Source organism: Sunxiuqinia elliptica, assembly GCF_900113005.1.
Taxonomy (GTDB): Bacteria; Bacteroidota; Bacteroidia; order Bacteroidales; family Prolixibacteraceae; genus Sunxiuqinia; species Sunxiuqinia elliptica.
The window spans coordinates 529,879-543,916 of sequence record NZ_FONW01000001.1 but is presented as its reverse complement, the minus strand read 5'-3'; the positions used below and the strand labels follow the sequence as shown (position 1 = coordinate 543,916).

The 14,038-nt window shown below is 42.9% G+C and carries 16 protein-coding genes and 1 riboswitch; of the genes, 7 read left to right on the top strand and 9 right to left on the bottom strand.

The features are described 5' to 3' along the window. Positions 1-13 precede the first annotated feature (13 nt). Positions 14-1,198, bottom strand: a complete 1,185-nt coding sequence (locus BM156_RS02155; RefSeq protein ID WP_093918174.1) for a hypothetical protein — start codon at positions 1,196-1,198, stop codon at positions 14-16. A 218-nt stretch (positions 1,199-1,416) separates the two neighbouring features. Here BM156_RS02155 and BM156_RS02150 point away from each other — a divergent pair, with 218 nt between their 5' ends. After that, positions 1,417-2,145 carry a FecR family protein gene (locus BM156_RS02150; RefSeq protein ID WP_093918173.1) on the top strand — a complete coding sequence of 243 codons (729 nt, stop codon included), beginning with the start codon at positions 1,417-1,419 and terminating at the stop codon, positions 2,143-2,145. A gap of 176 nt (positions 2,146-2,321) precedes the next feature. Here BM156_RS02150 and BM156_RS02145 read toward each other — a convergent pair whose 3' ends face one another. From BM156_RS02145 to BM156_RS02125, 5 genes are all read right to left on the bottom strand, one after another. After that, positions 2,322-3,137, bottom strand: coding sequence for an ABC transporter ATP-binding protein (locus tag BM156_RS02145; RefSeq protein WP_093918172.1), 816 nt, complete (start codon positions 3,135-3,137; stop codon positions 2,322-2,324). 1 nt (position 3,138) lies between these two features. Next, positions 3,139-4,158, bottom strand: coding sequence for a FecCD family ABC transporter permease (locus BM156_RS02140; RefSeq protein ID WP_212733385.1), 1,020 nt, complete (start codon positions 4,156-4,158; stop codon positions 3,139-3,141). A 72-nt stretch (positions 4,159-4,230) separates the two neighbouring features. After that, positions 4,231-4,758 carry a cob(I)yrinic acid a,c-diamide adenosyltransferase gene (locus BM156_RS02135; RefSeq protein ID WP_093918170.1) on the bottom strand — a complete coding sequence of 176 codons (528 nt, stop codon included), beginning with the start codon at positions 4,756-4,758 and terminating at the stop codon, positions 4,231-4,233. Further along, entirely contained in the window at positions 4,758-5,573 is an 816-nt protein-coding gene (locus BM156_RS02130) for an ABC transporter substrate-binding protein (RefSeq protein WP_093918169.1), read from the bottom strand. Before BM156_RS02130 ends, BM156_RS02135 begins: the two co-directional genes overlap by 1 nt. 9 nt (positions 5,574-5,582) lie before the next feature. Further along, positions 5,583-6,230: a Dph6-related ATP pyrophosphatase gene (locus BM156_RS02125; protein WP_093918168.1), complete on the bottom strand. Its 648-nt coding sequence runs from the start codon at positions 6,228-6,230 to the stop codon at positions 5,583-5,585. Positions 6,231-6,313: 83 nt separating this feature from the next. After that, a riboswitch (cobalamin riboswitch) is annotated at positions 6,314-6,503 on the bottom strand. Between the two features lie 147 nt (positions 6,504-6,650). On the opposite strand from BM156_RS02125, the gene BM156_RS20570 reads away from it, so the two are divergent. The 3 genes from BM156_RS20570 to BM156_RS02110 all read left to right on the top strand — a co-directional run bounded on the left by BM156_RS20570 (position 6,651) and on the right by BM156_RS02110 (position 7,717). Further along, the gene (locus BM156_RS20570; protein ID WP_139218183.1) at positions 6,651-6,851 is read left to right on the top strand and encodes a hypothetical protein; all 201 of its coding nucleotides are present in this window, start codon (positions 6,651-6,653) and stop codon (positions 6,849-6,851) included. A 167-nt stretch (positions 6,852-7,018) separates the two neighbouring features. Continuing rightward, positions 7,019-7,390 carry a hypothetical protein gene (locus tag BM156_RS02115; protein WP_093918166.1) on the top strand — a complete coding sequence of 124 codons (372 nt, stop codon included), beginning with the start codon at positions 7,019-7,021 and terminating at the stop codon, positions 7,388-7,390. Positions 7,391-7,393: 3 nt separating this feature from the next. Further along, on the top strand, positions 7,394-7,717 hold the full coding sequence (locus BM156_RS02110) for a methyltransferase domain-containing protein (RefSeq protein ID WP_093918165.1): 324 nt from the start codon (positions 7,394-7,396) through the stop codon (positions 7,715-7,717). A gap of 438 nt (positions 7,718-8,155) precedes the next feature. Here the strand turns inward: BM156_RS02110 and BM156_RS02105 are convergent, their stop codons facing one another. Then, complete coding sequence (locus BM156_RS02105; RefSeq protein WP_093918164.1) at positions 8,156-8,566, bottom strand: hypothetical protein; 411 nt, start codon at positions 8,564-8,566, stop codon at positions 8,156-8,158. Positions 8,567-8,719: 153 nt separating this feature from the next. Between BM156_RS02105 and BM156_RS02100 the strand changes: the two genes are divergently transcribed. After that, positions 8,720-9,496: a LytR/AlgR family response regulator transcription factor gene (locus BM156_RS02100; RefSeq protein ID WP_093918163.1), complete on the top strand. Its 777-nt coding sequence runs from the start codon at positions 8,720-8,722 to the stop codon at positions 9,494-9,496. A gap of 23 nt (positions 9,497-9,519) precedes the next feature. On the opposite strand, the gene BM156_RS02095 is transcribed toward BM156_RS02100, so the two are convergent. Further along, entirely contained in the window at positions 9,520-10,173 is a 654-nt protein-coding gene (locus tag BM156_RS02095) for a DUF4377 domain-containing protein (protein WP_093918162.1), read from the bottom strand. Positions 10,174-10,647: 474 nt separating this feature from the next. Between BM156_RS02095 and BM156_RS02090 the strand changes: the two genes are divergently transcribed. Beyond that, the gene (locus tag BM156_RS02090) at positions 10,648-12,567 is read left to right on the top strand and encodes a tetratricopeptide repeat-containing sensor histidine kinase (RefSeq protein ID WP_170846827.1); all 1,920 of its coding nucleotides are present in this window, start codon (positions 10,648-10,650) and stop codon (positions 12,565-12,567) included. Between the two features lie 65 nt (positions 12,568-12,632). Then, complete coding sequence (locus BM156_RS02085) at positions 12,633-13,001, top strand: lipocalin-like domain-containing protein (RefSeq protein WP_170846826.1); 369 nt, start codon at positions 12,633-12,635, stop codon at positions 12,999-13,001. 16 nt (positions 13,002-13,017) lie between these two features. Here the strand turns inward: BM156_RS02085 and BM156_RS02080 are convergent, their stop codons facing one another. Next, complete coding sequence (locus BM156_RS02080; protein WP_093918160.1) at positions 13,018-14,019, bottom strand: glycosyltransferase family 2 protein; 1,002 nt, start codon at positions 14,017-14,019, stop codon at positions 13,018-13,020. Positions 14,020-14,038 lie beyond the last annotated feature (19 nt).

Here is a 14,038-nt window from a genome sequence, read left to right as displayed (position 1 = left end):
TTATAACGATTCACTAATAACTAAAATTTATTCGAAGGCCGACCAGCACATGCTCTTTTTGATTGGCTGTTGCCGGATCAAGCCATTGCAGATGAGGAGAAAGGTAAACCCACTGATTAAACTGGTTGCTGATGTAGAGTTCAGCCAGTTTTTCCGGAGCATCCAGAGCCTGTGGATCAGTCTGCCCATAGGCCAAACCAACGTTAAACTCGCGATTTAGGAACAACTGTTTGAAGCCAAGGCCAAAGCTCCAGGCCTGCTCAACCCCAAACCATTCAGCCAGTTTCTTTTCATTTTTAGCATAGCGCCCAAAAACAGTAAATCGGCCGGCAACCAGCTCATCCACCGAAAGGCCAAAGCCACGACTATGTCCGGCCGCAGGATGTTCAAATCCATAAATCCGAAAGTTGGCTTCCCAATCGGTATTTGGGAAAAGCATAAAGCCTGTTTCGGCAATCTTGAAATGATTCCGCATCAAATCGTCTCCTGAGTTATCCAAACTACTGAGTGCAAACTGCAAGTAGAACCGATTGACAAAAGAGGTTCTGAGTCGAATTCCCGGAGCATTTATAGGAGCCGGAAGTGCCGCACTATTGACAAAAGCACCACTTAAAAACTGGCTGGTTTCATCGTTGGCATGCAGGTTATTATCAAAATAGTTGGTCACATCAATCTTACCAACATTCACAGTAAGCAGGTCTTTTAAAGCCCGAAATTCAGCCCAGGCTTCCAGCACTACCAAATGGTCAATTCCTTCATCACTTTGGGTGGATCCGGCATCAGCATTCAAACCACTCAGATTCGGAATAATTTGATCGGGGCCATCACCGCCCACCGCTTCCAGATCAAAAAATAGGATGGTATGCTTTCCAAACGAAGTAAATGCAAAAATATCAAACGAGCCTACTCCCTGGTAGTTTGGTTTATGCACCAGTTCGGTTTGCAAACTAGCGGTAGCCACCCCATTAAACTGAAGTTGTCCATCCCGCTGCGTAAGTGCGTTCAGCAATTCATCAACTTGCTTTCGCTTTGAACGTTGTGCCTCAGGGATATCAGCTCCTTCCTGCGTTTCGAACAAACCAAAAAACTGATCAACAAGTGTGGTATCCCGATCACTCAAAAGATAATCAGACTCAGTTCTTGCCTGAACAAACACGGGAATTGAAAAGAGAATTAACCAGGTAAAGATTAGCCTCATACGCAGTTCTTTTTGTTTAAATAACAAGACAGCAGCTCGTTTAGATCAACTCATTTCCTGCTTTCCAACAATTCTTTATGTTCAAATATTTAAAATAATTATTTTCAAGCTTTATTAAGATACAACAAATTAAGGATTTGGGGCAAGCTCCCATCCAACCAATTACATCAATGCATTCAAGCATTTGACTCGATAAACAAAAGGAAAATTTTAAACAAATGAAAAAACGGCGCTCCAACGGGCTGAAAATTAACGCATCGATACTTCTTTTAGTTGCTACTGGCTACTTGCTAAACCACTATTCCAAAACCACGACAATCACTTATGCTTACACGCATGATCTTCCAACGATCCAACTACCCGATTCTTCACTGGTGTATCTGGAGCCAGGAGCTAAACTGACGGTCCACCGGAAATTTAAACGAGCAGCAAGCTTGGAAGGTAACGCCTTCTTTGATATCCATTCAGATCCAAAACAAGCTTTTAGCCTGGAAGTTGCACAAACTAAAATTCAGGTTTTGGGGACTTCCTTCGATGTAAACACACAAAACGGGCTAACGGTAAAATTGTATGAAGGGCAAGTCCAATTTATGACTTCGACTGATACGCTTAAGCTTCGAGCTGGAGAGCAAGTCCACTATCAAGATCGTTCCAGCTTTATCAGCCAACAGCAGTTCTCCGATTCTATCCCCCCACTTGTTCTCCGGAATGCAACGCTAGAGCAGCTATGTCAACAATTGGAAAAACGCTATCGGTATAAAATTACATTAGTTCATCCCATCAACGATTTCCGGGTAACAGGTCAATTCAGTTCCCAAGATGATATTAAAGTAGTTCTGGACATTCTCAAGCAAAGCGTTCCGATAGAATACACCATCAAAAATCGGCACATAACAATTACAACTTCAGGCGAAGAAGAGGCCGTTGAAACATTCCGAATTGAATAAGGAAACCAAGCACTAGTGCCAAGTCAAGTGTGAAATGTTGTGTAAGCCGCTGTAATTTTTCGTGTTTTGTAAAATTAGAAAAAGTAAGCATAGCCGTAGCTACGTGAGTCTTTTTATAATGAAACAAAACCGAAAAAAGACAAGGCTTGGCGCGACAGGTCATGCTTGACTTGACACTAGCTCTCTGACGCTTTCGTTTCCTTCATCATCTTTTCGCTAACCAAAAAGATTACCGGCTTATTGGAATAGGGGTTGGTACGCGTAATAACAGGTGTTCGGTACACCTTTTCAATGGTATCAAAAGTCAGCACTTCATCGGGAGTCCCTTGGGTAAACAGCTTTCCGTCATTAAACAAAACCAGACGATCGCAATACTCCGACGCCAAATTCAGATCATGAACAACCATCAGCACCGTCAAACCCATTTCCTGGTTCAGGCGATGTAGCAAATCCAGAATGCGCACCTGATGCGTAATATCTAGGTGAGAAGTCGGTTCATCGAGCAGTAGCAATTCCGGCTCTTGCGTCAGAGCCCGGGCAATGGCCGCCCGCTGCTGTTCTCCCCCACTCAACTCGGTCATCAGCTTGTCTTTGTGCTTCAACACATCGGTCAGCTGCATGTAATTGTGGGCAATTTCATAATCATCCTTCGACTCAAAAAACTGGAAACGACCATGGTAAGGCATACGTCCCATCAACACATAATCTTCCACCGAAACCTGGTCCACATCAACAAACTGGCTGACAATCGCCATCTGTTGTGCCCGTTCTTTCAAAGACAAGCGATCCAATTGTTGCCCTTTCAGCGAAATGGTTCCTTCCAAGGTGGCAATCGCACTGGTAATCCCGCGGAATAAGGTTGTTTTTCCCGACCCGTTGGGACCAATAATTCCGTTGAATGATCCTTTTTCCAAACTCAGGTTGATGCCACTTAGCTTAAAGCCTGGATAGCCACACGAAAAGTTATCGATACGAAAAAATGCCTCACTCATTCTAGTTCCCCTTTCGTTTTTGACTCATCAACACTAAAAACACCAAGCCACCAACAATCCCAGTGATCACCCCGATAGGAAGCTCGTTTGGAGAAATAATGGTCCGGGCTACCACATCCGATAGCACCAGAAAAATCCCTCCGAGCAGGAAAGAACCAATCAACAAAATCCGGTAGTCGTGACCAAACATCAAGCGCAATACATGCGGAATAATTAAGCCCACAAAGCCAATCACCCCGGCAACCGAAACGCAAATTCCGGCCAACAAGGAGGCCAGCAAAAACATCACCCGAATAACCACATTGGTATTGAAACCCAAATGCATGGCTTTCTCCTCACCCAAACGCAAGGCGTTCAGCGGCTGCACAAAAAGATAGGAAATACCCAGCACCACCAGGCCAGCGATCAGGGTAAAATAAATTAAGCCGGTATCCGGCTCATCCAGCGATCCCATGATCCAAAACACGATGCCATGCAGATTATCGGAACTGGTGGTTGCCATCAGAAACATCATGGCGGATGATGCGATGAAACTAATCATCACCCCGGTCAACAGCATGTTTTGAATGTTGATTGAGCCTCGCCGCGTACTAAGCGTATATACCAGGAAAATAATTACAAAGGCGCCAATAAAGCCGAAAAGCGGCAACATAAACGAGCCAAATGCCAAATGCAAGCCAGTAACAATGGTAAAAGCAACCCCAAGCGAGGCGCCACCTGAGATCCCCAAGGTAAACGGCTCGACCAATGGATTTCGGTAAATCCCTTGCAAAACAACTCCGGCCAGGCTCAGCGCCCCGCCAACAGCAATTCCTAGAATAACCCGGGGCAAACGCACCTGCGAAATTAACAGGTATTCCATGCTATCTGCTTCGCCGCCATGAACCAGCATGCGCCAAACATCAGCCAGGCTTAGCTTCAACTCTCCAACCGATAGGCCAACAATAGCGGATGCCAGCAATGCAGCTGCCAACACCAGGATAGCCATCAACCACTTAATGTATTTCTTATGCGTAGGCACTTGTTATTCTTTTGGTTCTTTTTTTTCGTTTCTAAGGGTTCGGCCCTTCCGGGCTGGATTTACATTTTTGTCTTAAAACTCAATTCCCTTCCGACTTGGTATTCCCTCATCGAAAGGATGTTTCACCTTGTTGATTTCCGACACGTAATTGGCTTTCTCAATCAAGCCAGGAGTGACTCCACGGCCCGTTAACACCAATTCCATTCCCTCTGGTTTGGCGTCAATAAAGTTAATGAGTTCCGCTTCATCCAGAAAACCGTCGCGCACACAAATGACGATTTCGTCCATGATCAACAGGTCGGGAGAGGAACTTTGCAGGTAACCCGACAGATACATCAAGGCATCAGCCACTTGCTTTTTCAGCATTTCCGGAGTCACCTCCTTATTGAAATGCGGATGTCCGTCGGTAAATCCCATGATGGTTGCACCCAAGGCTTTCAAGCTGTCAATTTCATGATAACCATACAACTCCGGACGTTTCATAAAGTGAGCATACACCACTTTAAACCCCTGCCCCAAAGCGCGGGCTCCCAATCCAACGGCAGCTGTTGTTTTTCCTTTTCCAGTTCCGGTATAAATATGTACTAATCCTCGTTTCATTACTTGTAAATTTTGGCGATTAACTCATCCAGTGCTTCAACAAACGAAATGGGTGTCGGACTACAGGTTTTATCGGCATTCACAATAAACACCTGATCCTTTTTCACCGCACTGAGTGCCTCAAACTTTTCCCAATGGTCTTTTTCTTCAGCTCCCAGCGAACCCATCAACACCACAATGATGATATCGGGGTTGCGAATGAGCACGGTCTCCCGGTTGATGCTTCCCACTTTCAGGTCATCAGCAATGTTCTCCGTTCCTGAAAAGCGGATAAAGTCGTTCATAAAAGTGTTGGGAACCACGGCAAACAAGGGGTTTGCCCCAATCTGCATAAAGATCTTCTGGCGAGGGCCTTCTTGGGGTACTTTCTGTTTAATGATCTCCATCCGGCTTTTAGCCTCCGAAATTAGCTGTTCGGCCAGCTCTTTCTTGCCCACTTTTTCGCCCAACAGAATAAACTGCTCACAAATCTGATAGAACGATTTAGGCGATGGGAACTCCAGCACTTCAACTCCTAACTTTTTAAAGGTCTCGATGGTCTTGGGCTTGGTTAGCGAAGTGGTAATCAACAGGTCGGGCTTAAGCATAACCGCCTTTTCGTAGTTCACCTGAATTGCTGAAGCGACAATTTCAGCATCGGTTTCGGCCTGCAGGGCACAATAGCTGGTGCAACCCACCAACAAATCTTCTGCATCCAGCAGGTACAAGTTCTTCGTCAGCGATGGTGCCAGCGAAATAATCCGTTTTGGTGTTTGAGCTGAAGCGCTGAGCAACACCAGCACAAACAGCAATGAGCCTATTATTTTTTTCATCATCGTGCTATTCTAATTTAGATCCAAAAACCAGTGATTATCTTTCAGGTAATCCATGCCTCGCTCATAAGCCACCGGCTGTTTAAACAGTGGCCCATCAATCACAAAGGTATGGAACTCGCCATTCTCGGCACAGACATCCATTCCTTCCATCGTCCGCAGTTCATTAATGAACTCCTGATCGTAAATTCGACCCAGAAACTGGCGCGACAGATGATCGGTATGCACCGATACCAATAGCGGCTTGAACCCTTCGGTTACCAACTCGACAGCCAATGCTTCGGTAGACTCGCCCCACAAAGGGAAAATAGCCTGAATTCCCAGGTCACTGCAAACCCGCTCAATCCAGGTTCGATGCTCTTCCAGGTAAATATCGCCAAACACGCCGGCCTCAACACCCACTTCTTGCATCTGCCTGACTGCCTGTTTGAAATCTTTTTCATATTCGCCACGGCTGGTATCCTGCTGTACCAAACGCACATTCATTGCTGCGGCTTGTCGCTGCACCAATTCTTTTTTCAGCCCATGAGAACGGGAGTTTTGACTTTCGCGATCGCACATGTTCAATAAGGCATGTAGCTGGTAGTCGTTTTGCTGAAGCACCCGATGCAGGGCCAACATGCAATCTTTACCTCCGCTCCACGAAGAAAATACAATCATAATAGCTAATTCATTTAGCCTCAGAGAAAATTAATTGGCAGGAAACGCTGTTCCCGACGACCTTTTTTCCCGAAGATCCGGTTAAACAATCAAAGTTACTGGCAGGTCTTCTGGCTCGCCCATCTTCAGGCCTTCCCACCCACAAATGGGGCAGTGGCGTAAGTTCCGAAGAAATAAAAACAGGCTTACAGCAGCGGGGACTGCTCCGGATTTACACCGGATTCCCTTATTAAGGTGCTTTCAGTCTGGCGCACAAAAAAGTGCTTCAATAGAAAGTCAACCACCAGAACATCGCAAAAGTAGAAAATAATTTTGGGAATAGCGGGAAAGATTGCACCGGATGATTTGTCTGGCCAAGTTTCTGGTTGAATTGCGCTTGGGCTTGCTGTAAGAATTCAACTTAAGTAACGACTACTTGAAGTGCAACAACGGCAAGTTCAACTCAAACAACAACCGCTTGAAGTGCTGCAACAACAAGTTCAACTCAAACAACAACTACTTGAAGTACTGCAACGACAAGTTCAACTCAAACAACGACTGCTTGAAGTGCAACAACGGCAAGTTCAACTTAAACAACGACTGCTTGAAGTACTGCAATGGCAGGTTCAACTCAAACAATAACGACTTGACTTTAAACAAGCGAAAGTATAAAACAAGAAACGGTAGCATACAACTGATCGGCTGCTTGGAAGGGGAAGCAAAAACTGGCCTGTCATAATTGGATAACATAAAACGCAACCAATTCGGCATTCCCATCATCTTAATGGCATAAACTAAGAACCAGTACAATGAAGACGAAACTAGCTATTCTTATCAGTTTGTTGATCCTTATTTCTTGTTCAACACAAGATGATTTACCCCACGAAAAAATCGTCAACTCCCCTATTCAGGAAGAGATCAAAATAGAAAATGGAACAACTCTAAAAATCGACTTGGGCACCTTTGGAGATGAGGAAGGTGCATGGATCTTTGCCCCCCCCCAAAATGCCAGGGTGAATAAACTTTATCGAGAACTTTCTGGTAGCTCAATATTCTATGAATACACTCCTTTAAGTAACTTTACAGGCAAAGACACCGTTGGGCTTATCCTGAATCGAGGATCTGATGGGACAAGTTTGGGAGTTAATGACACAACCCGAATTTGCATTATTACTGAATAAAGTATGAAAGGAATAGTTAAAGTAAATACCGTAGATAAATATTTAAGCCCAATACGCCACCAAATTATCGAACTTATAGAGCCCAATACATCTGTCGTGGAATTTGGATGCGGAAATGGAGATTTACTGTTTAAACTTTCAACTAAAATTAGGTCAGGAATTGGACTAGATAAATCAACGCAATTGATTTCCTATGCCAGGAAACGTAAAGAAGAAGAACAAGTAAGCAAGCTTGATTTTAGAATCATAAATTTGGTGACAGAACCTTTTACAGACCTTAAAAAGGATTATTCGATTGCGAGTCTACTTTTCCATATTCTGACCTAGAGAGAATCAATTGATTTATTAAAGAAAATCATAGCCACCTCAGAAATAACCATTGTTTGTGGATTCAGTAACCCCAGAAACCTCAAACAGAACATGCTATTATGGCTGGATCAAAGGTTTACAAACCATTACTCCAATTTTCGAAACTATAAAAAAGAAGGATTTACAGAAGGTTTGTTAAACTCCATCCAAGGCATAAAGTATAGTCGTTTTGATACGTTCGATCCTGTAATCAAGATATACAAAATAACGAAACACAAATAAATCCAACTGATCAGATGACTTGAAGTCATCCGATCAGTAAGCTCCTTTGAATAGACGGAGAAGCAAGTAATGACCATCAGCAATTTTGTCCACCCCAGGGTTAAATGACTCTCGCAAAAATAACTGGGGCAACAAAGATTAGTTTAATTGCTGGCTAGTGCAGACTCAACTTATTTAGTTTGTTTCAGCCTGACTAGCAATCCTTTTCTCTAGAATTAACTTGCCGGCAAAACATAACAACAGGGCAAATAGATAAACCAGTACCCCATATATCGGAACAATCATGGTAACTTTTAGGCCTCCAAATACTAAAGTAGGATCAATCTCCTTCCCTAGTCCTGTAGCTTCTTCAATGGCCGAAAACATCGCAAATAGCCCAAGCATCTGACCAAGAATTCCGATTACCAGAGTAAATAAGCCCAGTGTTTTTCCATAACCAATCTTACGTAACGATTTTTCCAGATCAGGTTCTTTCAACGTATAACCAACAACAAAATGATAGATAATCCAAGCGGTGGTAATAATGAATAAGATTGTGACCGCAGCCATAAACTCAGGACCACCCATGTAAAATAAGTTTTTCATAATAATCGTTTTTTCTGATGAATACTTCTGCCAAATTACGTGAGATTGCGATTTTCATCAAGGTCGAATCCGGCTCTTAAAGGGTTATCTGTCGACCCTAAACTTGTGGTTCTTATTTCTTTGCTAAATTTAGCTAAAAATGATAAATAAGAAATGAACAAAAGATCAGAAAACATCAACTATCATATCGGGTATTGGACTTTTGTGACACTCGTTTTAACCGTCGTTTTTGGTTTTTCATGGGGCAACAACAGAGCGGCATTTTTCTTTGTCTCCATGCTTCTTCCGGTTGTTTTAGGAACCTCCTATTTTTTCAACTATGTCCTTGTCCCTAAATTTTTTCTCACAAAAAGATATCTTCGATTTACAATATATACCGTTTATACAGCCATTATTTCCTTATACCTTGAAATGCTGGTCCTGGTCTTTTGTTATGTATACCTGGTAAGCCTTCGGTATCAACACTTAAGCCCCAATGCAGCCCAAATTATTCTATTGGCTGCCATATTGTACCTCTTGGTATTTGTAGGCTCCTTTTTATTAATGATGAGTCAAATCATGGAGAATAGGCAAGTCATTCAACAACTCTTAGAGGAGAAAGAGAAAATGAAGAAATCCTTTCTCGAGATTATGTCCAACCGAAAAATTGCCAAAATCCCGTATGACGACATCGTTTACATTGAAAGTTTATCCGATTATATTCGAATCATCACAGTTAATGATGAAATCGTAAGTAAAGAGAAGATCAGTCATTTGAATTCCCGGTTGCCAGACACTTTTTTAAGAATTCACCGTTCGTTTATTATCAATACCGAACGTATCAAAGAACGTTCTTTCAATGAAGTTTTAGTTGATGATGTTAGACTTAATATTGGGCGAAGCTATCGAAAAGAGGTTAAAGAATTGTTGAACAGCAGTATCGCCTATTAAAGCGCACCATCCTTCCAAGCATTTTAGCTTTTCTCCGTTTTGGACACCAGTTCCAAGAATTGGTAGTGCATGGCGTATGGCTCAGCCTGCGTATGTTTCCTGACTTTTACAACATACTCATAGCCCGGTTCAAACTCAAACCCTTCAATTTCTGGTATCGCCATCCAACTACTAGAATCTACTTTTCGAGCCCTCAAAGCATCGTAAATTTTAGGAACCTGCCCTCCATCGATTTCCACATATTCCAAAGGATACCGGGGAATAAACTGAACGGTTTCGGCTGAAATCAAAAGCTCCATTTCTTCTTCCCGATCTACGGTAATCACTTTTTCCCGTGAAATGAGCTCTTCCAGAACATATTTAACCGAGGAAACATCTTGCGGAGGTTCTTTCATCCAAACCTTTTTCGCCTTAAAGACATACTCATAGCCCCGCTCATAGTCAAAGTCAATTCCCTCTGTGATGATATCCACCAGCAAGCGTTTGTTGGCATCATCGCTATCAGAAAAGACCAGTGGCTCGGTCCATATATCACTTAAAACACTCCCTCCATAGCCGGTTTCAGCATAAATTGTTAACTCCACCAGCTTTTCTTTGTCACCCTCATCATCTTTCAGGCAGGCCGATAGCAATACACTTAATACCAGGAATCCAAAAAAGAAATTTAATTTCTTCATTCGTCAAAACTTAATCAGGTTTATGTGTTAGAAGATGTTTCAAGCCGGTAAAACGTTGCGTAGGCATTCATTTTTTCACCAACAATTGCCGCATGCGACATTTTTTAATTTTTGTTCCATACCGCCAAGCAAGTCTCAAATCTTAAAATAATTACCCCTTCATCAATTGATTAATTGTCATAAAAATTGACTTTCCTGGAAAGCTCTTCTGCTAATTTTTAAGCCCCCTCCCACAAACAAGCTCAACGCCAAGTTTGTTATTTCTTTTGCACAAAAGCAGCCACAATACCGCTCAGTCAGGTATTTGGTGATAATTAATTTTTATCTTAGCTTATTGAAAAACAAACGAAAGTTCGATTTAGATTTCGCTTCTACTTCATGCCAATTACAAAGAAAATACTCGCGTGCACTTTAGGGATCCTACTGATCGTTACCGACCTATGTTTTGCTCAAACAAAAGCATCAAAACAAACGTTGGGAAACGCCAAAAACGACTCAATCCAAAGAACCTTATTGCTAAATCAAGCACGATCTGCGAAGGATAAAAAAGAGTCCCTGGCCTATTTCAATGCGGCATTAGAATACGAAAAAGATGCGCATCGCAAAGCAGAAATACTCGACACGATTGGACTCTTTAACTGGCAGTTGGGCAACTTCCAGGAAGCGATTAACTACTTCAACCAATCATTACACTTGTTTACTCAACTCAAAGACAGCTTATGGTTGGGGAAAGTGCATAACAATATTGCTGTTGTTAGTTGGGGCATGGGAAATACCATTGAAGCTCTAAGTCATTATCAAAAAGCATTGCTCTTTCGAAAAGCGATGAACGACCAAGCCGGCATCACCAAGGTTATGAATAACATTGGGCTGATTTATCAGGAATGGGGCTTGTATGACAAAGCTTTTGAACTGCACTCCGAGGCACTCAAAATTGCTTCGGAAATTCAAGATTTAGCCTCCATCACCTATTCGTATTCGAACCTTGGCAACTGCTATGAATACAAAGATGAATACCGCAAGGCGCTGGATAGTTACCGACAGGCTATCAATATCTTTTCTCAAGAAGATAGTATCAGTCGCCATAATTCATTTATATCGGTCAATATTGCCAGTGTTTACAGCCAAATGGGGAAGCTGGACTCGGCACTCTATCATTACCACAAAGCGGTAGAATACGGCCAGCGAATGGATAACCGCTACCGCATTGCCATTGCCAATCATCATTTAGGCAACGTCCACATCAAGCTCAATCACATTGATTCGGCCAGGTATTATACCTACAAAAGCATGGATTTGGCCAAGGAAAAGAACTATACTGGCTTGATTCGTGACAACCTCTTTGTGTTATCAGAAATCGCTGAACAAGAAGGACGAACCACCTCGGCTCTGAATTACTACAAACGAGCTTCGGCACTAAAAGACAGCCTGTTCAACTCGGAGAAAATCAACAAGTTTAACGATCTCCAGATTAAGTATTTTACAGAGCAACAAGAAACTGAAAACAAAATTTTACGGGCCAATAATGAAATCCAGAAGATTACCATCACCCAACAGCAACGAACGGCCCGCATTTTAATCATTACCGGACTCATCATCCTCATCGTTCTCTTTGTTGTTGCCCGAAGCCGTATTTTATTGAAACGATTAAGTGTCCGACTCGAAAAATCGGAAACCGAGCTGCGAAAAGCCAACGCAGATAAGGACAAGTTCTTTACCATTTTGGCTCACGACCTGAAAAGTCCGTTTAGTGGTTTATTGGGAACAACGGATCTCCTGGCTTCAAACTTTGATGACCTTCCGCCAGAAAGCATCAAAGAATTGCTGTTTGCCATGAAGGATTCGTCAACGAATGTTTATGCACTTTTAGAAAGCTTATTGCAATGGTCACAGGTTCAAACCGGCACCATGAGCTACCAGTTTGAAAAGATCGACCTACTACAGATTGGCACAAATGTATGCAAACTACTGACCACCAACGCCCAACACAAAGACATTGAACTAAGACTGAAAATTCAGCCCAACACCTTCGCTTTTGCCGATGAGAAAACGGTTTCCAGTGTGTTTCGCAACCTTATCTCGAATGCCATTAAGTACACCAACCCTCAAGGGCACGTAAGCATTGAAGCCATCAATAAGCAGGATGAAATCGAAATTTCGGTCACTGACAATGGCATTGGAATGGATAAAAAAACCAGCTCACGCTTGTTTGACATCACCCAAATGATTTCGCAACAAGGAACTCAAAATGAACAGGGAACAGGACTGGGACTCATTCTTACAAAAGAATTCATCCAAAAAAACAAAGGACAAATCCATGTTAAAAGTGAACCGGGAAAAGGCAGTCGATTTACCTTTACGCTACCTGTATTTAACGAGCAAAATCAGAAATAATCAAGCCATTCTGAAAAAGGCTAAAAACAAACTTCTTACTTTTGCTTTCCTAAATTGAATAAGTCATGAACAACAAACACCGCTTTAGGGGAATCACTTTCCTTTTTGCTGCCTTCATCTTAAGCACAATGGTCGCTTGTAACTCATCGAACAACCAGCTCATTGGATCGTGGGTAGAACCAATTCCCGGACAAGAAGATAACATTCAAGGATTCAAACTGGAGGCAGATGGCAATGCTTCCTCAATCAACATGAGCACGCTCAAATATGAAAGCTGGTCCAACAACGGAAAACAACTGCTACTTACCGGAAAAAGCATTGGCAACGGAGTAACATTTGAATTCACCGACACCCTGTTGATTCAAAAAATTACAGCCGACTCGCTAATTTTAAACCGGGGACAAGGCCAATGGAGCTACGTACGGCAGAAATAAGCTGAATCCATCGTCATTAAGCCATCAACAAAAAGTCGCTGCCTGCTTGGTAGTTTCGCTCCTCCAGGAAGTTGGTGATTTTTTCGCGGGCACCATAATTCCCAACCATCGAAAGAATAAACTGTGATCCAGGGTTCGGAATCTCCTGATACGACAAACAGGTCACCTGTTTGGATTGAGCATTTTTTAAATCGTAGTAGCCGGAGATTTTAAGTCCTTGCTGCTCCAACAGCCGTGCCCGTTGGCGCGATCGACGGCCTGCACCCCAGATCCACAGTGCTTTTTCCGGCTCGACTCGTTTAAACCACTTGGCAAAGTATTGCGCTTTTGTCCGATAAAAAGCGTCCTGACTGTAGCGACTATCGGTTCGGGTTAGCCGACTGGTTGAGTCGTGCCATTCATGCAACACTTCAGGCAACTGAAAGAACAGAACACCAGCATCCAACCAACGCAAAAACAACTCATAATCCTCCGGAAAATCACCATTGCGATAAAGTCCGTACTTCCGATGCAAATCGGCCCGAAAGAGCACGGATGGCTGAATTAAAGGGATCTCCACAAAACGATTGGTCCAAATCGCTTCAGCCGAATGAAAAGCATTCACCCAATTGACAAAACGTTGCAGCCCTTTTGAAGGTAAATCCGACACATGCCTGGCATTGCTTCCAACCAAGCCAATTTCCGGATTCTTCAACAAGAAAGCATGTTGTTTTTCCAAGCGCTCCGGCAAGGCAACATCATCAGCATCCATCCGGGCAATGAACTTTCCACGAGCTTCCAAAAGGCCTTTGTTCATCGCAAAAACAACGCCTTGTTCTTCTTCAAAAAGCAAGCGAATTCGGGAATCCGCCTGAGCCATCTGTCGGGCTATTTTGGGCCCCATATCGGTCGATCGATTATCAATCAATAAAAGTTCAAACTTGGTAAATGTCTGTTTTAAGATGGACCCTACCGCCCGTTTTAAGGTATTTTCAGCTTGATAATAAGGAAGAATTACGGTTATTGGCAAGTCGCTCATGCTACAATTCGTTAGATTT

Excerpts from the sequence above, each read along its gene's own strand:
- BM156_RS02105 (WP_093918164.1), bottom strand. The coding sequence starts at position 8,566 with ATGAAAAACTTATTTTACATGGGTGGTCCTGAGTTTATGGCTGCGGTC.
- BM156_RS02095 (WP_093918162.1), bottom strand. The coding sequence starts at position 10,173 with ATGAAGAAATTAAATTTCTTTTTTGGATTCCTGGTATTAAGTGTATTG.
- BM156_RS02110 (WP_093918165.1), top strand. The coding sequence starts at position 7,394 with ATGAAAGGAATAGTTAAAGTAAATACCGTAGATAAATATTTAAGCCCA.
- BM156_RS02150 (WP_093918173.1), top strand. The coding sequence starts at position 1,417 with ATGAAAAAACGGCGCTCCAACGGGCTGAAAATTAACGCATCGATACTT.
- BM156_RS02080 (WP_093918160.1), bottom strand. The coding sequence starts at position 14,019 with ATGAGCGACTTGCCAATAACCGTAATTCTTCCTTATTATCAAGCTGAA.
- BM156_RS02125 (WP_093918168.1), bottom strand. The coding sequence starts at position 6,230 with ATGATTGTATTTTCTTCGTGGAGCGGAGGTAAAGATTGCATGTTGGCC.
- BM156_RS02135 (WP_093918170.1), bottom strand. The coding sequence starts at position 4,758 with ATGAAACGAGGATTAGTACATATTTATACCGGAACTGGAAAAGGAAAA.
- BM156_RS02085 (WP_170846826.1), top strand. The coding sequence starts at position 12,633 with ATGAACAACAAACACCGCTTTAGGGGAATCACTTTCCTTTTTGCTGCC.
- BM156_RS02130 (WP_093918169.1), bottom strand. The coding sequence starts at position 5,573 with ATGATGAAAAAAATAATAGGCTCATTGCTGTTTGTGCTGGTGTTGCTC.
- BM156_RS02115 (WP_093918166.1), top strand. The coding sequence starts at position 7,019 with ATGAAGACGAAACTAGCTATTCTTATCAGTTTGTTGATCCTTATTTCT.
- BM156_RS02100 (WP_093918163.1), top strand. The coding sequence starts at position 8,720 with ATGAACAAAAGATCAGAAAACATCAACTATCATATCGGGTATTGGACT.
- BM156_RS02155 (WP_093918174.1), bottom strand. The coding sequence starts at position 1,198 with ATGAGGCTAATCTTTACCTGGTTAATTCTCTTTTCAATTCCCGTGTTT.
- BM156_RS02145 (WP_093918172.1), bottom strand. The coding sequence starts at position 3,137 with ATGAGTGAGGCATTTTTTCGTATCGATAACTTTTCGTGTGGCTATCCA.